This window comes from Roseobacter sp. MH60115, from assembly GCF_015644665.1.
Classification (GTDB): domain Bacteria; phylum Pseudomonadota; class Alphaproteobacteria; order Rhodobacterales; family Rhodobacteraceae; genus Roseobacter.
Genome location: NZ_JADOBQ010000001.1, coordinates 1,090,401 through 1,114,569 on the forward strand (window position 1 = coordinate 1,090,401; position 24,169 = coordinate 1,114,569).

Here is a 24,169-nt window from a genome sequence, read left to right on the forward strand (position 1 = left end):
AGGGCAAGGCCCTTGGCGGGACCTACCCGCACGGGAACAGGCTGGCACACATGGCACCGGCCCGCTCGCTCCAATAGCCTCGGCCTCAGCCCTTGTTCATCCGGTTCTCGATCAGATCCTCCACCACCGAGGGATCGGCCAGCGTGGAGGTGTCGCCCAGAGCCCCGAAATCATCCTCCGCGATCTTGCGCAGAATACGCCGCATGATCTTTCCCGACCGGGTCTTGGGCAGGCCGGGCGCCCATTGGATGAGATCCGGGCTGGCAATCGGGCCGATCTCTGTCCGGACCCATGTGCGCAGCTCCTTGCGCAGCTCTTCGGTGGGCTCTTGGCCGCTCATCAGAGTGACATAGCAGTAAATGCCCTGACCCTTGATGTCATGCGGATAGCCAACCACCGCCGCCTCGGCGACCTTGGTATGGGCGACAAGGGCGCTTTCGACCTCTGCGGTGCCCATCCGGTGGCCCGAGACATTGATCACATCATCGACACGCCCGGTGATCCAATAGTCACCATCCGCGTCGCGTTTGCAGCCGTCGCCGGTAAAGTAATAGCCCTTGTAATCTGCGAAATAGGTCTTCTCGAACCGCGCGTGATCGCCCCAGACGGACCGCATCTGCCCCGGCCAGCTGTCGGCAATGCAAAGGACACCTTCCACATCATTGCCCTCGATCACCTCCCCGGTGGTCGGCTCCAACACAACCGGCTTGATCCCGAAGAAAGGCTTCATCGCCGCGCCGGGTTTCATTGCATGGGCACCGGGCAGGGGGGTCATCAGGTGCCCGCCGGTTTCGGTCTGCCACCAGGTATCCACGATCGGGCATTTGCCCTTGCCCACCACGTCGTTGTACCAATTCCAGGCTTCGGGGTTGATCGGTTCGCCCACGGTGCCCAACAGTTTGAGGCTGCTCAGATCGCAGGTCTCCACGAACTGGTTGCCCTGACCCATCAGCGCGCGAATGGCGGTGGGCGCTGTGTAGAACTGGTTCACCTTGTGCTTTTCACAGACCTGCCAAAAGCGGCTGGCATCGGGATAGGTGGGCACCCCTTCGAACATCAGCGTCGTGGCCCCATTCGCAAGCGGCCCGTAGACGATGTAACTGTGGCCGGTGACCCAACCGACGTCTGCCGTGCACCAGTAGATATCGCCGTCGTGATAGTCAAAAGTGATTTCATGCGTCATCGCGGCATAGACAAGATAGCCGCCGGTGGTGTGCACCACGCCCTTCGGCTGGCCGGTCGAGCCGGAGGTGTAGAGGATGAAGAGCGGGTCTTCGGCCCCCATTTCTTCGGGGGCGCAGTCCTCGGACGCTTCGGCGGCCAGCGCGTTGTAGTCGAAATCGCGCCCGTCGATCCACGTGGTCTGGCCGCCCGTGCGCTTGACCACCAGCAGCTTCACATCGTCCGCCGTGTGCAGCAACGCCTGATCCGCGTTGGATTTCAGCGGTGTGTCGCGCCCGCCCCGCGGCGCGTGGTCTGCGGTGATCACCACCTTGGCATCGGAACCGTTGACGCGCGCTGCCAGCGCATCGGGTGAAAACCCGGCAAAAACAATCGAATGGATGGCGCCGATGCGGGCACAGGCGAGCATCGCATAGGCCGCTTCGGGGATCATCGGCATGTAGATGATCACCCGGTCCCCCTTGTTGACGCCAAAGTCTTTCAGCACGTTGGACATTTTGCAGACCGCGCTGTGCAACTCCTTGAAAGTGATGTGCATCGCCTCGTCGTCGGGACTGTCGGGCTCCCAGATGATCGCGGTCTGATCGCCGCGTGTTGCCAGATGCCGGTCAATGCAATTGGCAGAGACATTCAGCGTCCCGTCGGCAAACCAGTTGATGGAGACATTGCCCAGCGTGTAGTCGACATGCTTGACCTGGGTGAAGGGTTTCATCCAATCGATACGCGCCGCTTCCTTGCGCCAGAAACCTTCCGGATCCTTGATCGATGCCGCATACATCGCGGCGTAGCTTTCGGCGTCGACATGGGCGTTGGCGGCCATGTCGGGCGATGGCGGATAGGTTTTGGCTGCGGTGGCGGTGTCGGACATGAAGGCTCCTCCCTTGGGTCGTCACAGTGCGAAGGAACGGAATACGGGCGCGTCTGCCCGCGTGGTCTGTCCTCTCCTCCGAAGCGGATCATAGCGTGATCGGAAAAGAAGGGAACACGCTTCGAACAAGCTGTGATCATGGCAGGATATCGGCGGTCGGGCTCTTATCGCGGGCGTGGATGGGGATGGGTGGGTCGCGCTGATCGCAGCCTCGACTTGGTCAAGTGATATGCGGTGCGCGCCCTCTACCGGCGGCGGGACCGCACAAGGCGGCACCCATCCGGCATTGCAGAGCACCCCTTGCGCGTTTTGCCGCTACACCCTATCCAGGCACCATCCGCAGAAGGAGATTTATGCACAGAAGCCCTGGTTGAACCGCATGGTGCGGTGTCTCGCAGCGTCGCTTTGGCGCTGTTTCTGTTTGCATAAACATCTGCAGGAAAATCATGAAAAACATGGAAATTTCTATCCGTGCCTACAGGGCGACCACGGACCTCGAAACACTGTCGGCGATCTGGTTTGACGCCTCTCTGCTGGCGCATGGCTTTATCGGTGAACCGCGTCTGCGTGACCAGCGCATCAGGGTGGAGACGGTGTATCTGCCCAATGCAGAAACCTGGGTGGCCTGCCGGTCCGGCGTGCCAGTCGGTTTCATCAGCCTGATGGACAGCTTCATCGGCGGGTTGTTCGTTGCGCCGGACTGTCAGGGGCAGGGGATCGGACGGGCCTTGATCGCCCAAGCCCTGGCGTTGAAGGGCGCGTTGACGCTGGAGGTCTACACCCAGAACGCGCAGGCCGTCGCCGTCTACCGGGCGCTGGGGTTCACGGAGCTTTCGAGGCAGGCGACGGATGACGATGGGCTGCCGTTCGAGAACATCCGCATGCGCCTGATGGGTTGAGAAACGGCGGGGCGGCAATTGTCGCCCTGCAACACACCCATCAACTGAAAAAATGCTGTCTTTGCGCCGGTGGATCGCGGGATCAGTATCGCCCGCTTTCCAGCAGGCGCAGCCTCGGCTGGTGCCGGGCGCGGTAGAGATACCCTGCCCAGAGCGCGAAGACAGGCGTGAGGAGCCCGGCGTCGATCTCGATCCGATCCTGCAGACGACTGCCCGCTTCGGTTTCGATGACCGTCAATGTGTGCAGCCAGCGTTTGACCCCGGCCCCCTGTTCAGACGACCGCAGGATCATGGCCTGATCATCGCACTCCAGAACATCTATGCGGTAGGGCTGTGCGGGCAGCCTGCCAAAGAGTGAAACTTTCACCTCCAGCCTTTGCCCGGTTCGGGTGCGCCCGTCCGGCAGCCCTTCAAAAGAGACCAGGCCTGCCATGACCTCGCGCAGAGCCGCGTAGTCGGTGGCCAGCGCCCAGAGCCTTCTGGCACAGACGGGATAGTCGTTTTGAACCGTTATCGTCTTCACGTCATCCTCCGCGGGATACATTCCGGGTGTCGATAGACACCCCACATCGTGGGTGACCCGCACCACCGGCGGGTGTCACGGCGGCCATCTCCTTTAGCGTCATATGGGTGCCCTTTACAGGGGCGCGCAGGCCCGTCGCGCGGATTTCATCCGCCAAAGTAGAGAAGCCCTGCGCAGACAAACCACACAAGCCAATGCGGGAGCCGCCATAGGGTGACCGCTGGCCGGTTGAGCCATTTCATCTGGACAATCCAGACCAGACCCCAGAGGAAAAACAGCCCGCTCAGCAACAGGATCGCCGGGCGTTCCAGCGGTCCCAGGTCAGTGAATGTGATCCCGAAGAGGGCCACCGCCACGACGAAAAGATCGACAGACAGCATCTGAAACGCGCACATCGCCTGCACCCAATGCGTCGTCAGCTTGTCGTCCGACGCCGCGGGCGCGATGCTGGCGGTTTCTCGTGTACCGATTATGAGATGCGCCAGAAAGGCAGCGAGCGTGATGCAGGCGACGCTGAAAACCCAGATATTCATGTGATGTCTCCTTGAAGCGATGGATATGGCGGCGTGGCCGGTTGGGGTCAAAGCCCAGCTGCGGGACGGCAGGTTATTCCGGTCCGGGGGGAAGGGGGCGCAACCCATCGCCCAGCACCGCGACGGCCTCCCGGATCATCCGCTGGTGTCGCCGTTCGGCGATGCCGAAGAGGCCCCGGTGCAGCACCACCCCGTCCATCATGCTGGCCAGCACGCGACCGATGGACGGTGCGTGGTGATGGGGCGTAATTTCGCCCAGATCCTGCAGATGCGTGATCCGTTCCGCGTAATGCGCGCCCAGCCGGTCAAAGAAGCCGGCGACATGCGACGTGAAGGCATCCGAGGCAAAGCTGGGACCAAAGACTTCGAAGAAGACGCGATGAAAGGAGGACTGCTCGGCCGGGATATCCATCGTTCGGCGAAGGTCCTCCAGAAAGCCGTTCAAGGTCTCACCGGGTGCGCCGCGCGCGATCTGCGCCTCCAGAGCGGCAAAATGACGGTCGACAATCGCCGTCGTCATCGCCTCCTTGCTGTCGAAGTAGAGGTATAGCGTTCCCTTGGCCAACCCCGCGGCCTGGGCGATATCACTGACCGACGATGCGTGAACCCCATGCTCTGCGAAAACGGTCATCGCAGCGTCGAGGATGGTGTCCCGCATTTTTGCCTTGTCCACGATTTTTGGCATCTGTCGGTATCCTCTTCATGGCGCACAAGCGGCAGCATAGACATTAGGCTTATTATGACCGACCGGTCATTTTGCCGCATCCCATTTTAATGACCCGATAGTCATAATAAACCCATCGAGAACGAAGCCGACTGGTTGTCCCGGCCTGATCCGGACATCGGTGCGCCGCTCGAATGGAAGGACGAAAGATGCAAACTGCTCCCATACGCTGGACGTATACCGGCGGCACAGACCCGCTGTGCGGCACCGGGGCTTCGCCCGCCGAACGGCTGCTGGCCTATGGTATGGCCAGTCTTTTCATGGGTCTTATTCTGCTGTTCGATCACCACCGGGAGGTGCCGGTTGCCGAGGGGTGGCGGATTTTCTTGCTTGCCTTTTTCGCCTTCGACATCGCGGGTGGGGCCGTCGCAAATATGCTCAACTCCTGTAAGCGGTTTTATCACAACGACCTGCAGCCGGGTGAGGGGCTCAGCGCCCGGCTGGCCAAGACCCCGATGCTTTTCACCGCGATCCATGTGCACCCGATCATCACTGCCTATTTCCTCGGGGGCAGCCTTTTGAACGCGGTGGTCTGGTATATCCTGCTGCTTGCCAGCGTGGCTTTGGTGCTGGTCCTGCCGCTCTACCTGCGCCGCGCGGTGGCAACCGGCCTCACCGTTCTTGCGCTGTTCGGGAACCAGTATCTGCTACCCTTGGGTGCAGGGTTGGAGTGGTTCATCCCGTGCCTCTTCATCAAGATGGTCCTCGGTCACGCCGTCCAGGAAGAACCCTACCGTGCGGGTTAATTGAAGCGGGCTCGGCACGTCGGATCATGGCCAACCCCACGGATCGGCATCCTGCTCGGCGGATTGGTCGAAGGCCTTTGCTGTCATCTTCAAAGGCATCCTGTCATTCTTCGCCACGATCCGGGCGGTGCCCCGACGGGAATATTGCTTAAGCTTGGCGAACCTTCTCGGCTTGAAACAAGAGACCGTTTCGGGCCGGAATACTCCCAAGACGATACAGAAAGTTATATTTTACAGCCTCTTACAGCGTGTTCTTGTGAAAACTCTATGCATGCGCGGCGCATCTCAGACGATCTCAGGATTACGGCGATCACGCGAGACGGCGGATGCTGGCATTCTGGGCTTGGCAGTGAGGGGCAGCTTGGGTAGCTTTGCGTCAAGCGTGCCCCAGATGAGGTGCGTATATAGGGAGAAATCACATGAACAAATATCTGTCCGGCGCCGCCGTCGCCGCCATCAGCTTCGCATTTGTCTCGGAGGCCGCCGCCACGGAATGGAACGTCTCCGTCTGGGGCAAACGCCGCGCCTTTACCGAGCACGTTGAAAAACTGGCTGAACTGGTGTCCGAAAAGACAAACGGCGAATTCACCATGAACATCAGCTACGGCGGCCTGTCGAAAAACCGCGAGAACCTCGATGGTATTTCCATTGGCGCTTTTGAAATGGCGCAGTTCTGCGCCGGCTACCACCGGGACAAGAACCGTGTGATCACCGTGCTGGAACTGCCGTTCCTCGGCGTTGAGAACCTGGAACAGGAAGTGGCCGTTTCCTCTGCCGTTTACGCACACCCCGCCGCAACCGAAGAAATGGCGCAATGGAACGCGAAACTGCTGATGACCTCGCCCATGCCGCAATACAATATCGTCGGCACCGGCGAGCCCCGCGACGAGTTGGCCGAGTTTGACGGCATGCGGGTGCGCGCCACCGGCGGATTGGGTGAAGCCTTCAAGGCGGTGGGGGGCGTGCCAACCTCCGTGACGGCGACCGAGGCCTATCAGGCAATGGAAGGCGGCGTTGTCGATACCGTGGCCTTTGCCCAGCACGCGCATCTGAGCTTCGGCACGATCAACCAGGCGGATTGGTGGACGGCCAACCTCAACCCCGGCACGGTGAACTGCCCCGTCGTGGTCAACATCGACGCCTATGAATCCCTGAGCGATGCGGAACGCGAAGCGCTCGACAGTTCCGTCTCCGAAGCGCTGGATCACTACCTTGCCAACTACGGCGAATTGCTCAAGCGCTGGGATTCCGTGCTGGAAGAGAAGGGCGTGCAGAAAGTCGATATCGCACCGGAAGTGATTGAGGAATTCCGCGCCAAGGCCGCAGACCCGATCCGCGATCAGTGGATCAAGGACATGGAAGCGCAAGGCCTGCCGGGCCAGGAGCTTTATGATCTGGTCGTGACAACGCTCGAAGAAGCCAAGGGCGGCAGCTGATCTGAAACGATCTGACCGGGCCGCGCCTTCGGGGGCGGCCCCACCTATAACAACCGGGGGGCAGAGCGATGGCGGGATCCGCTGCGGTGCTCGAAGATTCCAGTCTGCTGAGCCGACTGGATCGCACACTTCTACCAATCGAACGGTTCTGCGCGCTGCTCAGCGGGCTGGCGATTTTCTCGCTGATGTTCCTGGCGGCCTATTCGGTCACCGGGCGCAAGTTCTTTGCCTCGCCGCTTGCGGGCTACGTGGATTACATCGAGGCGGCGATGCCGATCATCGCGATCATGGGCGTATCCTACGTGCAGCGGGATGGCACCCATGTGCGCATGGACATGCTGGTCAGCGCGCTGAGGGGGCGGATTCTGTGGTTCTTCGAGCTGGTCTCCGTTCTGCTGATCCTCGTGCTGATCGTGGCGCTGACCTGGGGGGCGTGGGATCATTTCGACCGCTCCTTTGACTGCGCGCGGCCCCTGTGCAGCCGCGACAGCTCCATCGACATCGGCTTGCCGATCTGGCCCTCGAAACTGGTGGTGCCCATTGCCTTTGGTGTGCTTTGCCTGCGGCTTTTGCTGCAGGCCTGGGGCTATGGGCGGGCGCTGGTGCTGGGGCTCGAAAGCCCGGTTGCGGTGCCGCTGAACCTCTCGGTTGCCGAACAGGCGCGGCTTGAGGCCGAAGCGCTGGATGGGGCGGATTGATGGAACCCATTGAAATCGGATTGTGGGTCAGCGGGGGCCTTCTGGTCTTTGTCGTCCTCGGTATGCGCGTGGCCTTTGCCGCTGGGTTGGCCGGATTTGTCGGGCTTGTCTGGCTGCGCTGGAACGGGTTTGACTACGACCCGGAACGGTTCTGGAAAGCGGTTGAGATCAGCGTGAAAATCGCAGGCCTCACCCCGCATTCCAAAGTCTCCGCACAGGTGCTGAGCCTGATCCCGGTCTTCATCCTGATCGGCTATCTGGCCTATTACGCCAAGCTCACAACAGCCCTCTTTGTCGCGGCAAAACGCTGGATCGCCTGGGTGCCGGGGGGGCTCGCCGTCTCCACCGTCTTTGCCACCGCCGGATTTGCCGCGGTCTCGGGCGCGTCAGTTGCGACGGCGGCAGTCTTTGCCCGCATCGCGATCCCGGAGATGCTCAAGATCGGCTACAACAAACAATTCGCAGCCGGTGTCGTGGCGGCGGGCGGTACGCTGGCCTCACTGATCCCCCCCTCGGCGATCCTCGTGATCTACGCGATCATCGTGGAGCAGGATGTGGGCAAACTGCTGCTGGCGGGATTCCTGCCCGGCATGTTTTCCGCCGTGGTCTATGCCACCCTGATCATCGGCATCGCCGTGGTTTTCAAAACCGTGGGGCCGCCCGTCGGCGGGTTTTCCTGGCGCGAACGCTTTGAAGCATTGCCCCCCGCGCTGCCCATTCTGGCGGTCGTGGTGATCATCATCTTCTTTGTCTACAACCCCTTTGGCGATGCCTGGGGCACCCCGACCGAAGGTGGTGCCATCGGGGCCTTCATCATCTTCCTGATGGCGCTTTATCGGGGCATGCGGTGGGCCCAGCTCAAGGACGCCCTGCTGGACACCGCCAAGCTGACCGTCATGATCTTTTCCATCATCTGGGGGGTGCTGATCTACGTGCGGTTCCTGGGCTTTGCCGAACTGCCGGAAGCCTTTGCCGATTGGATCACCTCGCTGGAAATGTCGCCGATGCTGATCCTGGTCTGCATCCTGCTGGCCTACGCGGTGCTGGGCATGTTCATGGATGCCATCGGCATGCTGCTGTTGACGCTGCCCGTGGTCTACCCCGCGGTCATGGCGCTGAATGGCGGCGAGTTCGTCAGCGCCGCAGACAGTGCCTTTGGCATGTCGGGGCCGATGTGCGCGATCTGGTTCGGTATTCTGGTGGTCAAGATGGCGGAGTTCTGTCTGATCACGCCGCCCATTGGTCTCAACTGTTTCGTGGTGGCGGGCGTACGCGATGACCTGACCGTGCAAGATGTGTTCAAAGGCGTGACGCCCTTCTTCGTGGCGGATGCGGTGACCATTGCGCTGTTGGTCGCCTTCCCGGGCATCGTGCTTTTCCTGCCGGCGCTGGCCGGTTAATAGGGCAGGCCCACGTAGTTTTCGGCCAGGGCTTTCTGCGCGGCATCGCTGCTGCGCAGGAATTCAAGCTCGGCGCGTTGCATGCGCAGATCGAACGCGGACTGGTCGGGATAGCGGTGCATGAGGGAGGAAAACCACCAGCTGAACCGCTCGGCCTTCCACACCCGCGCCAGTGCTTTTTCCGAATAGCGCTCCAACCCCTCGTCCGTGCCATCGAGGTAGTGCTGGCAGAGCCCGGTATAGAGGTAATGCACGTCTGAGGCGGCAGTGTTGAGGCCTTTGGCCCCCGTGGGCGGCACGATATGGGCGGCATCGCCGCAGAGAAAGAGGCGCCCCCAGCGCATCGGTTCTGTCACGAATGATCGCAGGGGGGCGATGGATTTCTCGATGGAGGGGCCGGTGACCAGCTGCGCCGCCTGATCCTGCGGGATGCGGCGTTTCAGCTCCTGCCAGAAGGCGTCATCCGACCAGTCCTGCGGTTTGTCCGCCATGCTGCACTGGATGTAGTAGCGCGACAGCTGATCGTTGCGCATGGAGCAGAGGGCAAAGCCGCGCTCCGAATTGGCGTAGATGATCTCATCGTTCACGGGCGGCGTTTCACTCAGCACGCCCAGCCAGCCAAAGGGATAGACTTTTTCGAATTCGCGCCGCGACCTCTGTGGAATGGAATTGCGGCTGACCCCGTGAAACCCGTCACAGCCCGCGATAAAGTCGCAGTCGATGCGGCGTTCCGCGCCCTCGACCGTGTAGGTGACATAAGGCGCGTCGCGATCTGCGTCGTGGATGGCAACGCCCGCCACCTCAAATTCGATCTGTCCGCCATGGGCTTCGCGGGCGGCATAGAGATCCTGTGTCACTTCGGTCTGGCCATAGACCATGACCGAGGTGCCGGTATGTTTTTGAAAATCGATGCGAAAAAGCGTGTCATCATAAGAGATCAGCGTGCCATGATGCGCGATGCCCTTGGCCTTCATGCGGGCGTCGACCCCGGCCTCGGCCATCAGCGCCATCATCCCTTGTTCCAGCACGCCCGCGCGGATGCGGCCCAGCACGTGGTCGCGGGTCTGGCGTTCCAGCACAATGCTGTCGATCCCCTTGGTGTAGAGCAGCTGCGACAGCATCAGGCCAGATGGGCCGCCGCCAATGATGACAACCTGTGTACGCATGATCCCGTTTCCTCTTCCCCGCAGGGCGCAGGATAGAGGACCATCAGGCAATGGCCAATGGGGAGGATGAAACGGCGATGGACGGATGTGGATGCGTCAGGAGGCCTTGGTATCCGGGGTGCTGTCGAAGATTTTGAGCATTTCTTCGCGATTCATTGGGCGGCCAAAGTAAAAGCCTTGTACGGAATCGCAGCGTTCCGACCGCAGGAAAGTCAACTCATCCTCAATCTCGACGCCTTCGGCCAGAACCGGAATTTTCAGCGCGGCACCCAGCAGCAGGGTGGATCGCACGATGGCCGCGCGCTGCTGGTCCAGATGCACATTCTGGACAAAACTGCGGTCGATCTTGATCTTGTCAAAGGGGAAGGTCTGCAGGGTCGCGAGCGAGGAGTAGCCGGTGCCGAAATCGTCCATCGCAATGCGGATGCCCATTTCCTTGAGACGGTGCATCACCCGCAGCGTATGGGCCTGATCGTCGATGATGCTGGCTTCGGTCACTTCTAGTTCCAGCCGTTCCGGGGGCAGGCGGCTCTCAAACAGGATATCCGACACATGTTCGAGAAAGGAGGGCTGCACCAGTTGCTGCGGGGCGACATTGACGGCGATGCTGTAAGGTTTGGGCCATTGCGTCGCTTCGAAACACGCTGTGCGCAAGACCCAAAGACCGATCTCGCGGATCAGCCCGGTCTCTTCGGCAATGGGGATGAATTCCCCAGGTGAGACACGTCCCCGCGTCGGGTGGTTCCAGCGCAGCAAGACCTCGAACCCCACCGGCGCCAGCGACTGGATGTCGTTCTGCAACTGATAGGCCAGCTCGAACTCACCCTTTTCACAGGCCTGTCGCAGATCACTGATCATGACCTTCTTTTCGCGGCTCTGCTGGTCCATCTCGGCGTTGTAGTGGCAGATGTGGCGCTCCGGCTCCATCTTGGCGCGGTACATGGCCAGATCGGATTTATGCAGCAGGTCATGGAGCTCCCGACCGTCTTCGATGGTCGAGGCGATGCCGATGGAGGCGCCGACCACAACGGAGGCCTGGTCGATATTGATGGGCTCAACGATCAGGGCATGGACCCGCTCGGCAAAGGCGGTCACCTGATCGAGACGGCGAAAGCCCCGCTTGAGGGCCACGAATTCGTCGCCACCCGCGCGGGCGATGAACTCATCCGGCTGGAGAGATTGGGACAGGCGCTTGCCGACGGTCGACAGCACGGCGTCGCCGGCCGCGTGTCCATAGACGTCGTTCACTTCCTTGAAGAGGTTGAGGTCGATGGTCAGAACGGCAGCACGCTGGGTTTCATCCTGTTCCAGCCGCGCCGAATACTCCGTCATCTTCTGATTGAGATGCATACGGTTCGGCAGGCCGGTCAGCGGATCATGCAGGGCTGCCCGTTGCAGACGATCCCGCGCTTCATCCTCGATATTCGTCTCAATGCTGACAGAGGCGAAGCCGACCAGCAATACCACCCCCATCACCCCCATGATGACGATCCCCAGCGTTTCATCCGAGACGACCTGCGGAGGTACCTGGTACAGGGGGCTCAACTCGATTGTAATGGCGCTCATCCCGGTGAAGTGCATGGCGCAGATCGCAAGCACCATGAGCAGGGAGCCGCCCAGCCAGCAGTATCTGGTCATCGGGAATACGACCCGGTGATAGGCCCCGGCGCCCAGCAGCGCGCCAAGCGCGACCGAGACTGTCACGGTGTTTTGCGTCCAGACGATCACCCCCGGCAGAAGATAGGCGGACATGCCAATGTAGTGCATCGACGAAATGGTGAGGCCCATCACCGCACCAGCCAGCAGTGCATAGACAGTTTTGGGGGCATAGGCGAGGATGGTGTTTGCCGCGAGCAGTCCAATCACCGCAACGACCAGCGACAGGCCGGTGGCCACGGGCTCGTACCCATGTTCGTATCCCGGATCATAGGCCAGCATCGCAATGAAATGTGTCGACCAGATCGTCGATCCGGCGATCAGGCTGCTCAAGGCCAGTTGCACGACCTTGCGCGATCCGCTGGAATGGATCAGTCGCCGCGCCAGCAGGATCGACAAACAGCTGCCAATGACACAAATGAACGCCGCAAGCGCAACCAGCCAGTGGTTGTGTTCCTGAGTAAGGCATTCGATAAAGCGGTTCATTGTCGTCCTGGCACTCGCCCAAACATAGATGTGCCGGGATCACATGAAACCAGTAAACACATTGATACGATACCGAAAAATAAGCCGTAGCATTTAGTTCATATTGCGCCTATTTCGCCGTTCCGGCGCCTGCGTCGTGGTGACGCCTGCTGTCCTCCGGCGCCTCCGCCCGGTCTTCCATGCCATAGTCGCGGATCACGCTGGCGATGCGCAAACGGTAGCCGTCGAAAATGCCGCCACGGCCCGCGCTTTGCGCCGCGCGATGCGCGCTCAGCCTGCGCCAGCGAGCGATGGCCTCTTCATCCTCGAAAAACGAGAGCGACAGGATCTTCTTTGGATCTGTCAGGCTCTGGAACCGTTCCACAGAGATGAATCCTTCGACCTCATCGACCATCGGGCGCATTTTCGCCGCGATATCCAGGTAGTCTTCCTTGCGCCCGTCGGCGGGTTCCACTTCGAAAATCACGGCAATCACTTAAGCTCTCCATGCGGCGCTGAGGCCAGCGTCAAAAAGGTTCGGTCTTCGCGCAGCAAGAACTTCTCCGACTGGGCAAAGGCATAGTTTTCGCGGCCCAGGGGGTCATCGGCAAGCCGCGCGCGATACGCTTCATAGGCGGCAAGGCTGGGGATGTTGTAAAGCCCATAGGCCAGGGTCGATGATCCTTCATGTGGGGCGAAATATCCAATCAGATCGGCACCACAGCGCGGGATCGCCTGACCCCAGTTGCGGGCGTATCTGATGAAGTTGTCGCGTTTGGTCGGGTCGATCTGATAGCGAATGATACAGGTCAGCATGTCAATCTCCTTTGATGCACATCTGTGTCATAGCGAATTGATCTCTGCGGATGCTTCGATTAACGTCGAACTATGAAAGAAGGACCGGATATCGCCCGTGTGGCGGCGCTGATCGGAGATCCGGCGCGGGCCAACATGCTCACCGCGCTGATGACGGGCAAGGCGCTAACCGCGACGGAACTGGCGGCGGAGGCGGGCATCACCAGCCAGACCGCCAGCACGCATCTGGCCAAGCTGGATGGTGGAAACCTGCTGCGGGTGCGCAAGCAGGGGCGGCACAAGTACTTCTCCCTTGCGACAGATGACGTGGCTGCGGTTCTGGAAGGGCTGATGGGGCTGGCGGCCAAGAGCGGCCATCTGCGCACGCGCACCGGGCCTCGCGATGCATCGCTGCGCAAGGCGCGGGTCTGTTACAACCACCTGGCGGGTGACATGGGCATCCGCATGTTCGACAGCTTTCACGGGCGTGGATTCCTGGCGCTGGAGGATGAAAACCTCCAACTCACGCGCACTGGTGCGGAGTTCATGACCGGGTTCGGGATCGATCTCGACAGCCTCACCGCGCAGAAATCGCCGCTGTGCCGGGAATGCCTGGACTGGAGCGCGCGGCGCTCTCATCTGGCGGGCAGTCTGGGGCGCGCATTGCTTGCGCGGATTGAAACGCTGGGTTGGGCCAGACGGGACGCGGGCAGCCGCGCCGTGATCTTCACGCAGCGCGGCGAGGCCGCTTTTGCGGAGCGGCTTGCGGTCACGCCGGTCTGATCCATCTAAGCGCGCTGCGACGGGGCAGACCTGCGCAAAAAGGGCGTGGATCTGCGGGACACAAGGGTCACGCGCCGCAGGCGGAAATGACCTCTCTTTTCCCATGTCTGCCGTTTCCTGCGCCTCTGACCGGATCGCCAGCACCAAAAAACAGACATTTCGCAATGCCTCGTAAACCTTTGGATATCTGAGAACCCTCCCTGCCCGTGGCAGGCTGGCGCAGGGGTGCGTGTGCAGCACGGCCCGGATCATTGGGAGGACAGAATGTACAAGAATTTCATGACGGGTACGTCGATGCTGGCGCTGCTGCTGGGGGCCGGGGCTGCCTTGGCCGATGCTCATGGTGGACCGCTGAAGGTGGGGGTGCTGGCCACGCTGGAAGGCACCTACACGGCATTGGGCGAAGACGGTGTGCGCGGGCTCCGGACCGCTCTGGCGCAAGCGGACAATCAGGCCGGTGGCCGCGAAATCGAAGTGATCATCCAGTCAACCGACACCAGCCCCGACAGCGCGGTGCGCGGCGCGCGCAAACTGGTCGAGCAGGACGGCGTGGCGATCGTGATCGGCCCATTGTCGGGATCCGAAGGGATCGCCATTCGCGACTATTCCAAGACGCAGCCTGATGTGACCTTCATCAACGGCATCTCGGGCGCGATGGAGACGACCTACGTCACGCCGTCAGATAATTTCTTCCGCTTCAACACCGATGGGGCGCAATGGTCCGTGGGGCTGGGCGATTATGTCTTCAACGAGAAGGGATGGGAGGTCGTCGCGACCGTGGGCGAGGATTACTCCTTTGTCTACACGCAGGTCATGGGCTTCGTGACTGATTTCTGCCAGGCGGGCGGCGAGGTGACTGAACGGCTCTGGGTGCCTCTAGGCACCAAGGACTTCGGCTCGATCATTGCGGCTTTGCCGGATGACGTCGACGCGATCTATCTCGGGCTAGGCGGCGGCGATGCGGTCAACTTCCTCAATCAGTATCAACAGGCGGGCGGCGATGCCAACCTCATCGGGGGCTCGATCATGGTCGATGGCACCGTGCTCAATTCCAAGGGCGACGCCAAGAACGCACTTATCGGCACACCGTCCTCGGGACCGCAGGCCGACACCTGGGACGATCCGGACTGGCAGGCCTACGTCAAGGCCTATCAGGATACCTTCGCACCTGAGGATCGTTTCCCATCACCGTCGCTGCTGGCCACGGGGTACTACAATGCCACCTCGGCCATGCTGCAATGTTTGGGCGAAGTTGGGGGCGATCTGTCGGACGGGCAGGCGGCCTTCCGCGAGTGCCTCACCGGGCTGGAGCTTGATGCGCCCAACGGAACCATCACGCTGGATGAAAACCGTCAGGCCATCGGGTCCAACTTCGTCTCCGAAGTGGTGGAGCTGGACGATGGCTCGCTGGTGACGCAGATGGTCAAGAAGGTGGATGGCGTGAACCAGACGCTCGGTCTGGAAAAGGCCGCCTTCGACGGGGTCGGCCTGCCATCACGCGACACACCGGCCTGTCAGAGCTCTTACTGAACACCTGCTGGCCCGGCCGTGATGGTCGGGCCAGTTGCGTCTCACCGCATCGTCTTCACCTGTCTGCTGCGACATGCGGGCCAATTCCCTTTGCTTTTTCGATATGACCCTGATCACGCTGCACTCCCGGATCCATTTCGCGCGCGATGTGCTCGAAGAAGCGCTGCGCGCCGAGGTTGATGAAAACCGTCTCGCGCATGCGCTGCTGCTCTGTCCCGTTGCCTTTTGTGAGGGTGAATTTCTGTCGCGGGTGGAAAGCGGGCTCAGTAGCTGCGCAGAGGTGACGCTGCGCGTCATCACCCCGGCGCAGAGCAAATATGATACGGGGGCGTATGCTCGGGAGGTCGAGCGCGCCCGAACCGTCGATGTTATCATCGCCTTCGGGACCATGGAATGCATTGCCCACGGGCGCAAATGCCGGCACGAGATTGTGACAGCGCGCTACCGGCAGCTGGCGGGCCGCAGGCGTGATCCGGCGCGCAAGACTGCGCTGCAGCCCGCATTTTTCGTGATCCCGGGCATTGAGGGGCTGCCTGATCCCTGCCTGGAAAGCACAACGCAGAGCAGTTTCAAGACCGCCCCGCCCGGCGTGATCATCTGCGACCCTTCGGTGATCGACGCGGCCAGCGAGGTCGAGATTGCCCGCGCGGTTGCCCAGACCATGGGGCGGTGCCTGAACGTGCTGGGCGCGCAGGCCTTCAACCCGCTGGCGGACGGGCTGGCCATCGACGGCTTGGCGCGGCTGGCGCGGATGATGGATGATGGCGCCCCGGTGATGGCGCCCCACGACCGGTTGCGCGATGTGATGGCCGCGACGTTGAACGGGGCTCTGGCGCTGCAAAAGGGCACCGGGCTGGTGGAAGCCCTGCGGTTTTCCTTCGGCAAGGCGGTGGGGCGCGAGTTGGACGGGGCGCTGCTTTACCGGGTGATGCTGGCGCGGATGCTGGATGCGGCAGAAGCGCCAGACACCGCGATGATCGCCCGTGTGCTGGGCGTCCCCCCGGGCGCCGGGCTGCCCGAATTCGTGGCCGGGCAGATGGCCGCGCTTCCCCTGCCGGGGACGTTGCAGGAGATGGACATCCGCTGGGACGAAGTCGAACAGGCGGTGGGGTTCATGGAACCGAAATTCGGCACGCCGCAGATGCGCTCGCAGGCCCAGCTGAGACAGGTGTTGCAGGATGTCTATTGAGGGTGGGTGGGCATGAAACCGAACTGGATCAACGGTGCATGGGTCCCTGCGGGCAGTGCGCGCGACAACATCAACCCCTCCGACACGCGTGACGTCATCGGCGCCTATGCCGAGGCGGGGCGGGCAGAGACAGAAGCGGCGATTACGGCGGCAGCAGCGGCCTTTGAGGGCTGGAGCCATTCCCCGGTAGAGCAACGCCACGACATCCTGCGGCGGATCGGCGATGACATCCTCGCCCGCAAATCAGAGATCGCCGAGATGCTGGCCCGCGAGGAGGGCAAGATCCTGCGCGAGGCCCTGGGCGAGACCGAACGCGCGGGGCGGATTTTCCACTTCTTCGCCGGGGAGGCCCTGCGGCTCTCAGGGGAAATGCTTCCCTCGGTGCGTCCCGGCGTCGGCATCGAGGTGACCCGCGAGCCGGTCGGCCCTGTAGGGCTGATCACCCCGTGGAATTTCCCCATTGCCATCCCCGCCTGGAAAATCGCCCCGGCGCTTTGCTATGGCAACACGGTGGTTTTCAAACCGGCGGAACTGGTGCCCGGCACGGCGTGGCTCCTGAGCGAGATCATTGCGGGTGCCGGGCTGCCTGCTGGCGTTTTCAACCTCGTCATGGGCCCCGGACGCGTGGTCGGCCAGGCGATGCTGGACGCGCCAGAGCTGCGCGCCATCAGTTTCACCGGCTCACAGGCCACGGGGCGGATCGTGGCCGAGGCGAGCCTGCGGCACGCGCGCAGGTTTCAGGCGGAGATGGGAGGCAAGAACCCGCTTGTCGTGCTGGATGACGCCGATCTGGATCTCGCCACCGATGCCGCCCTCGATGGGGCGTTCTTTTCTACCGGCCAGCGCTGCACGGCCAGTTCAAGGCTGATTGTCACTGACGGCATCCACGGCCGTTTCGTCGAGATGCTGACCGAAAAGACCCGCGCGCTGAAGGTGGGCCCCGCGCTGGACCCCGACTCGCAGATTGGCCCTGTGGTGGATCAGACCCAGCTCGATCAGGATCTCGCTTACATTGAAGGGGCGCGGCGCGACGGGGCCAATCTACGTGCGGGTGGTGAGGTTGTGCGCTGCGACACGCCGGGGTTTTTTCTCGCCCCGACGCTCTTTACGGACACTGACCCTGCGATGCGGATCAACCGCGAAGAGGTTTTCGGCCCGGTGGCCACGGTCCTGCGCGCGCGTGACTACGATCATGCGCTGAGCCTCGCCAATGACACAGACTTCGGGCTCACCGCCGGGATCTGCACCGGCTCGCTGAAACATGCCCAGCACTTCAAGCGGCATGCAAAGGCGGGGATGGTCATGGTCAACCTGCCCACCGCCGGGGTCGACTATCACGTGCCCTTTGGCGGCACCAAGGGCTCCAGCATGGGCCCGCGCGAGCAGGGCCGCTATGCCGCGGAGTTCTTCACCACCGTCAAGACCGCCTACACCTGGGCATAATCAGAGCGATGCATTTATACCGAATCGTCTGTTTCCAGCGCATTTTCGTTGCCAAGTCACATGCGCTGCCGCATCCTCTAGCCCGCGATGAACGGCCACAGAAGCCGACGCGCACATAGGGAGGACTGCTGCATGAGCAAAGCGCTTGCAGTTAGTCATGGGGAGTTTGGACGCGCGGCGCTTTACGATCTCGACCGTCCGATCACAACCCATGCGCACCGCGAAGGGCATCTGATCTTTCGCGTTGGAGGAGCCGTACCGAATGTCCGGATCCGCAACAAGCTCGTCCGCTGTGGCAATGGATACGCCGCTGCCGTCAGCCCGTGGGAGCCGCATTCCTTCGACACGCCGCAAGGCCCCTGCCTGTCGCTTGTGCTCTACATCAAGCCGATGTGGTTTCTCGAAAACACCGGCAGTTCCGAGTTCGCGCTGGACTTCGGCACCGCCCAGCTGCCGCTCACGCCGGACATCCAGGCGCTGATCAACCGGCTGACCAGCCTGATGGTGATGGATGAGACCGATATGGGCGTGGAACAGCTATTGATCGAACTCACGTCCAGCTGTTATGCGCTGTCCTGGCGCCATGGTACGCGCAAGTGCAGCTACCAGTCGGCCCTGCGGTTCAGCGATTTCCGTATCCGCCGGTCGCAGAAGCTGATGACAAATTACCTCAGCGATCACGAAGGGCTGGATCGGCTCGCCGCCGAGGTCGGGCTGTCACGTCCGCATTTCTTCAAGCTGTTCAAAAAGCAGACCGGGGTGACGCCGAACATCTACTTCAACACCCTGCGGTCGGAACGCGCGATCGAGACGCTGGTGACCACTGATAAATCCGTGACCGAGATCGCCCATGATCTGGGCTTTGCCTCGCAGGCGTCCTTCACCCGCTTCTTTACCTGCAACATCGGCATCGCCCCCACCGAATACAAACGCGTCGCCCATCACTAGCGGCGCAGAATTACCGACGCTGGGGCACTGGTGAAGACTTTTGGATACGCGCCTGCAGACAAGCATTGGCTAACCTCCCAAGTGGGAGTGCGCAGAACGGGCGCATTTCAAGGGAGGACACTATGCTGCTGCAGCACGTCTGTGCAGATCATCCAGCCGCAGTCGGGGCAGCGCCGTGAGGGCCGTGGTTGCGCGGCATCCGGTGTGGTCCGGTGTTCTGGCCCTTTTGGCCCTGATCCTGCTCTATCTGGTCTTTGCAGTCTGGCCTGACGCGCTGATCGACCGGATCGGCCGCAAGAAGGTCTTTCTTAATGCGCTCTTCAACGGCATCACGCTCGGCGGGCTCTATTTCCTCGTGGCCTCCGGTTTCACCCTGATCTTCGGGCTGATGCGTAATGTGAACCTCGCGCATGGCTCGCTCTACCTGCTGGGCGGCTACATCGGGTTTTTCATCGCGGATGTGACCGGGCTCTGGCTGCTGGCCTTTCCGGTGGCTTTCCTGGTCGTTGGGCTTCTGGGTGTTCTGCTGCAGATCTTCGTCTTTCGCCGGATGGAGGGGCAGGATCTGCGCCAGACGCTGGTCACCATCGGCATTTCCATCGTGCTGGCCGATCTGATGCTCTGGGGCGTGGGGGGTGATTTCTACAACATCAACCCGCCCCGCTGGCTGTCGGGCCCGCTGGAGACCGGGCTGATCACCAGCGAACGGGTGCGCAGCTCGGGCGAGGTGGTCACCTCCTACCTCAAATATCCCATGGTGCGGATCGTGATCTTCCTGGCCTCCGTGGTCATCGGGGTTGCGATGTGGCTGGTACTGAACCGCACGCGCATCGGCATGCTGGTGCGCGCCGGTGTCGATGACCGCGATATGCTGAGCGCCACCGGCGCGCGCATTCAGCTTGTCTTTGTTGGCGTCTTCTTCTTTGGTGCGGGGCTTGCCGGGCTTGCAGGCGTGGTGGGCGGCACCTTCCAGTCGGTCGCACCGGGGGAGGACATCCGCTTTCTGCTGGCCTCGCTGGTGGTGGTCATCGTCGGCGGCATGGGGTCGATCCCGGGCGCGGCGCTGGGGGCGCTGCTGATCGGCTGTGCCGAGCAGTTCGGCTCGGTCTACTTCCCCACCTATGCCGTGGTGCTGACCTTCTTGATCATGGTGGTGGTGCTGGCCTTCCGCCCGCAGGGCCTCTTGGGGCGCGGCTGAGATGGCGATGCCCGAGATCACCCGCGCGGCGGCCCCGCAGGACAGCCGGCTCTGGGTGGAGCGGATCCCGCCAGCCTATTGGATCATCGGCGTGATCCTCCTGATCATCCCCTCCTTCGCCTCCGATTTCGTCATGTTCCAGATCTTCGGCTGGACCTTCATCCTTGGCATGATCGCCACGTCGCTGATGTTTCTGGGCGGCTACGGCGGCATGGTCAGCCTCGCGCAGATGACCTTTGCGGGCGTCGCGGGCTATATGGTGGCGATCTTTGGGGACAGCGCGATCACCAACATATCCATGGGCTGGCCGTGGTACATCACCATCCCACTGGCGCTGCTGATCGCGGTGATCTTTGCCACCTGCATCGGCTGGCTCGCGGTGCGGACCGAGGGCATCTACACCATCATGATCACGCTGGCCATCGCGGCGGCGTTTTTCTATTTCACCCGGCAAAACTACGACATTTTCAACGGGTTTCAGGGCTTCAACTCGGTCCTGCCGCCGCGGCTCTTCGGGGTCAACTGGCGCGGGCCGGAGGCGTTTTACTACCTCACGCTCTTCTGGGCGGCAGCAACCTATTTTGCCGTGCTCTACATCTCGCGCGCGCCTTTCGGCCTGGCGCTGCAGGGGGTGCGCGACAACCCGCGGCGCATGGCGGCGCTGGGGTTTAACGTCACCGCGCACCGGGTTGCGGCCTATGCGTTTTCGGCCATTCCGGCGGGCCTGGGCGGCATCCTGCTGACCTGGCAATCGGCGCAGATCAGCCCCGGCACCGTCGGCATCCAGCCCGCTATCGACATCCTGATCATCGCGGTGGTGGGCGGGATGCGCCACCCGGCAGGCGCCTTCATCGGGGCGTTTCTCTACGTGATCCTCAAGACCTTTGCCGTCGATGTGCTGATCGCCCTTGGGCTCAGCGGCGACCGGTTCCAGTTGCTGATCGGACTGGGCTTCCTGCTGGTGGTCTTTTTCTCCGAAGACGGGCTCCTGGGTCTCTGGCACAAGCTGCGCGCCAGCCGTGCCCGCGATCCGCTGACCGGGGAGCGCCGCTCATGAATGCACGCGGCAGCACCGGCACCGAAAACGCACTGGAATTGCGCGGTGTGTCGAAACGCTTCGGCGCGCTGGCCGCGCTCAGCGATATCGAGCTGACCGTGCGGCCGGGTGAGCGGCGCGCGGTGCTCGGCTCCAACGGGGCGGGCAAGACCACGCTCTTCAACTGCATCACTGGTGATTTTCCACCTTCCGAAGGCTCGATCCGGTTCTTTGGCGAAGACATCACCGCCTTTCCCGCGCAGGAGCGTATCCGCCGGGGGCTGCGGCGCACCTATCAGATCTCGTTGCTCTTCTCGGGGCTGACGGTGATCGACAATGTCTATCTGGCCTGCCTCGGGGTCTCTCGCGGGCGGTTCTCCTTTCTACGTGCGCGCCGGGACGACGCGCTTGTCGCCTCCGCCGAGGAGCTGACCCGGATGGTCAACCTCTGGGATGCCCGCGACACCATGGTCAGCGATCTCAGCTACGGCCAGCAGCGCCAGCTGGAGATCGCGATGGCGCTGTCGGGCGCGCCGCGCTTCATCCTCTTTGACGAACCCGCCGCCGGGCTTAGCCCGACGGAGCGGCGCGAGCTCATCACCATCCTCAACGGGCTGCCCGACCACATGGGCTACATCATCATCGAGCATGACATGGACGTCGCCCTCCGCGTCTCCGAATACGTATCGATGATGCACAACGGGCGCATCTTCAAGGAGGGCAAACCGGCGGAGATCGAGGACGACCCGGAAGTGCAGGCGCTCTATCTCGGGGGGGACGCGGCATGACCCCGGCGCTGGAAATCCGTGACCTGAACGTCTACTACGGTCAGTCCCATGCGCTGCAGGGGGTGGATCTGACGCTGGAGCGCGGCGTGCTGTCGGTGGTCGGGCGCAACGGCATGGGCAAGACGACCATGTGCAAGGCGATCATGGGGCTGCAGCCGGTCACCTCCGGGTCGATCTCCTTTCACGGCCAGTCGCTGGCGGGCATGGGTCCGTCAGAGGTTGCGCGCGCCGGGATCGGCTATGTACCGCAGGGCCGGCGGCTCTGGCAGTCATTGACCGTGGATGAACACCTCAAGCTGGTGGAAAAGCGCGGCGGCGCCTGGACGGTGGAGCGGGTCTATGGTGTCTTCCCGCGGCTCGCCGAACGTAAGAGCAATGGCGGCGCGCAGCTGTCGGGCGGAGAGCAGCAGATGCTGGCCATCGGACGGGCCTTGCTGCTGAACCCGCGCCTGCTGGTGATGGATGAGCCAACCGAAGGCCTGGCCCCGGTGATCGTGAACCAGGTGGCCGAGATGCTGGTGCGTCTGGGGCAGGAAGGCGACATCGACGTGCTGGTGATCGAGCAGAACATCGGCGTGGCCTGTGATGTGGCCTCGCAGGTGGCGATCATGGTCAACGGACGCATCAACCGGGTGATGGACAGCAGCATTCTGGCCGCCGACCGCGATCTGCAGCAGGCGCTTTTGGGCGTGGGCCGTCACGCGCATGACGAGACCGACGAGGTGACAGAGACGCGCGACACGGCCCCGGCCACGGCAGCGACCGAGGCGCGGGCCAAGGTCACGCGGATCTATCTCTCCAATCCCAAAGTACCCACTCGTTGGACGGCGCCGGTGCCGGTGGCGGTCCTCGAAGGCTCCGCCCGGACGGTGACCGATGCCGTGGACCGGGGCAGCAATGTGGTGCCGCTCGCCGTGGAACGGCTGCCGATGGCGCGGCGCACTGTCTATGTCTGCGGCACCTTTGACACCAAGGGGCGAGAGCTGGAGTTCATGGCCGGGCTGGTGCGCGCGCAGGGCCTGGCGGTGCAGACGGTGGACCTTTCCACATCCGGCGCACGGTCCGGCGCGGATGTACCGCCGCATGTGGTGGCCGCGCATCATCCCAGAGGGGCGGCGGCGGTCTTCACCGGCGATCGCGGCAGCGCCGTGGCGGGCATGACGCTGGCGTTCGAGCATTGGATCACGGGCTGCTACGATGTGGCGGGTCTTTTATCGGCAGGCGGTTCTGGCGGCACCGCGCTGGTCTCCCCTGCCTTCCGCGTGCCGCCCGTTGGCGTGCCCAAGCTCATCGTCTCCACCGTCGCCTCGGGCAATACCGAGCAATATGTCGGCCCCTCGGACATCACCATGATGTATTCGGTGGCCGATGTGCAGGGGATCAATTCGATCACCCGCGAGGTGCTGGCCAATGGCGCCCATGCGCTGGCCGGGATGGTGCGCGCCCGGGCCCGGCAGGCGCCCGCGTCCGCGCCCGACAAACCCGCGCTGGGGCTGACCATGTTCGGGGTGACCACGCCTTGCGTGCAGAACGTCACCAAGGCGCTGGAGGCGGATTACGATTGCTTGGTCTTTCACGCCACGGGCGTTGGCGGTCGGTCGATGGAGAAACTGCTCGACAGTGGGATGCTTTCGGCGGTGCTGGATCTGACCACGACGGAGGTCTGCGACTATGTGGCGGGTGGGGTTTTTGCCGCCGATGACGACCGCTTTGGCGCCTCCATCCGTGCGGGGTTGCCGTATATCGGTGCCGCAGGCGCGCTCGACATGGTGAATTTCAACGCGCCGGACACGGTTCCGGCAAAGTACCAAGGGCGGCTTTTCTACGAGCATAATCCGCAGATCACCCTGATGCGGACAACGGTTCAGGAAAACCGCGCCATGGCCCGGTTCATCGGCGAGAAGCTCAACCAGATGACGGGGCCGGTGCGGTTCTTCCTGCCAGAAGGCGGCGTTAGCCTGCTCGATGCGCCGGGCCAGCCGTTCTGGGACCCGGCGGCGGATGCAGCACTTTTCGACACGCTCGAGGCCACGGTGCGCCAGACCGCCAACCGCCAGCTTGTGCGCGTGCCCCACAATATCAACGACCCGGAATTTGCGGATCTGGTGGTGCGGACCTTCCGGTCCTTTCACAGCACACCCGCCCGCGCCAGAGGAGCCTGAC

General features: G+C 62.4%; 22 protein-coding genes. 14 read left to right on the forward strand and 8 right to left on the reverse strand.

Going from position 1 to position 24,169, the window contains the following annotated elements:
* Positions 1–85: 85 nt before the first annotated feature.
* Positions 86–2,050: an acetate--CoA ligase gene (acs, locus tag ISX84_RS05115; protein WP_195819221.1), complete on the reverse strand. Its 1,965-nt coding sequence runs from the start codon at positions 2,048–2,050 to the stop codon at positions 86–88.
* Positions 2,051–2,496: 446 nt separating this feature from the next.
* On the opposite strand from acs, the gene ISX84_RS05120 reads away from it, so the two are divergent.
* Positions 2,497–2,949 (forward strand): GNAT family N-acetyltransferase, encoded by a 453-nt coding sequence (locus tag ISX84_RS05120; protein WP_195819222.1) that lies wholly within the window; start codon positions 2,497–2,499, stop codon positions 2,947–2,949.
* Between the two features lie 82 nt (positions 2,950–3,031).
* On the opposite strand, the gene ISX84_RS05125 is transcribed toward ISX84_RS05120, so the two are convergent.
* The 3 genes from ISX84_RS05125 to ISX84_RS05135 form a co-directional block, all read right to left on the reverse strand.
* Positions 3,032–3,472: an SRPBCC family protein gene (locus ISX84_RS05125; protein WP_195819223.1), complete on the reverse strand. Its 441-nt coding sequence runs from the start codon at positions 3,470–3,472 to the stop codon at positions 3,032–3,034.
* A 146-nt stretch (positions 3,473–3,618) separates the two neighbouring features.
* Positions 3,619–4,005 (reverse strand): hypothetical protein, encoded by a 387-nt coding sequence (locus ISX84_RS05130; protein ID WP_195819224.1) that lies wholly within the window; start codon positions 4,003–4,005, stop codon positions 3,619–3,621.
* A gap of 73 nt (positions 4,006–4,078) precedes the next feature.
* Complete coding sequence (locus ISX84_RS05135; RefSeq protein WP_195819225.1) at positions 4,079–4,690, reverse strand: TetR/AcrR family transcriptional regulator; 612 nt, start codon at positions 4,688–4,690, stop codon at positions 4,079–4,081.
* Positions 4,691–4,878: 188 nt separating this feature from the next.
* Here ISX84_RS05135 and ISX84_RS05140 point away from each other — a divergent pair, with 188 nt between their 5' ends.
* From ISX84_RS05140 to ISX84_RS05155, 4 genes are all read left to right on the forward strand, one after another.
* Positions 4,879–5,475, forward strand: coding sequence for a hypothetical protein (locus tag ISX84_RS05140; protein WP_195819226.1), 597 nt, complete (start codon positions 4,879–4,881; stop codon positions 5,473–5,475).
* Between the two features lie 419 nt (positions 5,476–5,894).
* A complete protein-coding gene (gene dctP / locus ISX84_RS05145; protein ID WP_195819227.1) occupies positions 5,895–6,911 on the forward strand; it encodes a TRAP transporter substrate-binding protein DctP in 1,017 nt (338 codons plus the stop codon).
* Positions 6,912–6,979: 68 nt separating this feature from the next.
* Positions 6,980–7,609 (forward strand): TRAP transporter small permease subunit, encoded by a 630-nt coding sequence (locus ISX84_RS05150; protein WP_195819228.1) that lies wholly within the window; start codon positions 6,980–6,982, stop codon positions 7,607–7,609.
* Entirely contained in the window at positions 7,609–9,009 is a 1,401-nt protein-coding gene (locus ISX84_RS05155) for a TRAP transporter large permease (RefSeq protein WP_195819229.1), read from the forward strand. Before ISX84_RS05150 ends, ISX84_RS05155 begins: the two co-directional genes overlap by 1 nt.
* Here the strand turns inward: ISX84_RS05155 and pobA are convergent.
* From pobA to ISX84_RS05175, 4 genes are all read right to left on the reverse strand, one after another.
* On the reverse strand, positions 9,006–10,175 hold the full coding sequence (pobA, locus tag ISX84_RS05160; protein WP_195819230.1) for a 4-hydroxybenzoate 3-monooxygenase: 1,170 nt from the start codon (positions 10,173–10,175) through the stop codon (positions 9,006–9,008). The genes ISX84_RS05155 and pobA overlap by 4 nt on opposite strands.
* 96 nt (positions 10,176–10,271) lie before the next feature.
* Entirely contained in the window at positions 10,272–12,317 is a 2,046-nt protein-coding gene (locus tag ISX84_RS05165; protein ID WP_195819231.1) for a putative bifunctional diguanylate cyclase/phosphodiesterase, read from the reverse strand.
* 109 nt (positions 12,318–12,426) lie between these two features.
* The gene (locus ISX84_RS05170) at positions 12,427–12,792 is read right to left on the reverse strand and encodes an antibiotic biosynthesis monooxygenase family protein (protein ID WP_195819232.1); all 366 of its coding nucleotides are present in this window, start codon (positions 12,790–12,792) and stop codon (positions 12,427–12,429) included.
* A complete protein-coding gene (locus ISX84_RS05175; protein WP_195819233.1) occupies positions 12,789–13,112 on the reverse strand; it encodes an NIPSNAP family protein in 324 nt (107 codons plus the stop codon). The genes ISX84_RS05170 and ISX84_RS05175 overlap by 4 nt, the downstream gene beginning before the upstream one ends.
* A gap of 72 nt (positions 13,113–13,184) precedes the next feature.
* On the opposite strand from ISX84_RS05175, the gene ISX84_RS05180 reads away from it, so the two are divergent.
* The 9 genes from ISX84_RS05180 (at position 13,185) to ISX84_RS05220 (ending at position 24,168) form a co-directional block, all read left to right on the forward strand.
* Positions 13,185–13,874, forward strand: coding sequence for an ArsR/SmtB family transcription factor (locus tag ISX84_RS05180; protein WP_195819234.1), 690 nt, complete (start codon positions 13,185–13,187; stop codon positions 13,872–13,874).
* 264 nt (positions 13,875–14,138) lie between these two features.
* Positions 14,139–15,404: an ABC transporter substrate-binding protein gene (locus ISX84_RS05185; RefSeq protein WP_195819235.1), complete on the forward strand. Its 1,266-nt coding sequence runs from the start codon at positions 14,139–14,141 to the stop codon at positions 15,402–15,404.
* A 103-nt stretch (positions 15,405–15,507) separates the two neighbouring features.
* On the forward strand, positions 15,508–16,593 hold the full coding sequence (locus tag ISX84_RS05190) for an iron-containing alcohol dehydrogenase (protein ID WP_195819236.1): 1,086 nt from the start codon (positions 15,508–15,510) through the stop codon (positions 16,591–16,593).
* A gap of 12 nt (positions 16,594–16,605) precedes the next feature.
* Positions 16,606–18,036: an aldehyde dehydrogenase family protein gene (locus tag ISX84_RS05195; RefSeq protein ID WP_195819237.1), complete on the forward strand. Its 1,431-nt coding sequence runs from the start codon at positions 16,606–16,608 to the stop codon at positions 18,034–18,036.
* 132 nt (positions 18,037–18,168) lie between these two features.
* Positions 18,169–18,984 (forward strand): AraC family transcriptional regulator, encoded by an 816-nt coding sequence (locus tag ISX84_RS05200; protein WP_195819238.1) that lies wholly within the window; start codon positions 18,169–18,171, stop codon positions 18,982–18,984.
* Positions 18,985–19,159: 175 nt separating this feature from the next.
* Positions 19,160–20,182: a branched-chain amino acid ABC transporter permease gene (locus ISX84_RS05205; RefSeq protein WP_195819239.1), complete on the forward strand. Its 1,023-nt coding sequence runs from the start codon at positions 19,160–19,162 to the stop codon at positions 20,180–20,182.
* 7 nt (positions 20,183–20,189) lie between these two features.
* On the forward strand, positions 20,190–21,239 hold the full coding sequence (locus ISX84_RS05210) for a branched-chain amino acid ABC transporter permease (RefSeq protein WP_229884072.1): 1,050 nt from the start codon (positions 20,190–20,192) through the stop codon (positions 21,237–21,239).
* On the forward strand, positions 21,236–22,006 hold the full coding sequence (locus ISX84_RS05215) for an ABC transporter ATP-binding protein (RefSeq protein WP_195819241.1): 771 nt from the start codon (positions 21,236–21,238) through the stop codon (positions 22,004–22,006). Before ISX84_RS05210 ends, ISX84_RS05215 begins: the two co-directional genes overlap by 4 nt.
* Positions 22,003–24,168, forward strand: a complete 2,166-nt coding sequence (locus ISX84_RS05220; RefSeq protein ID WP_195819242.1) for an ABC transporter permease — start codon at positions 22,003–22,005, stop codon at positions 24,166–24,168. The genes ISX84_RS05215 and ISX84_RS05220 overlap by 4 nt, the downstream gene beginning before the upstream one ends.
* Position 24,169: the final 1 nt, after the last annotated feature.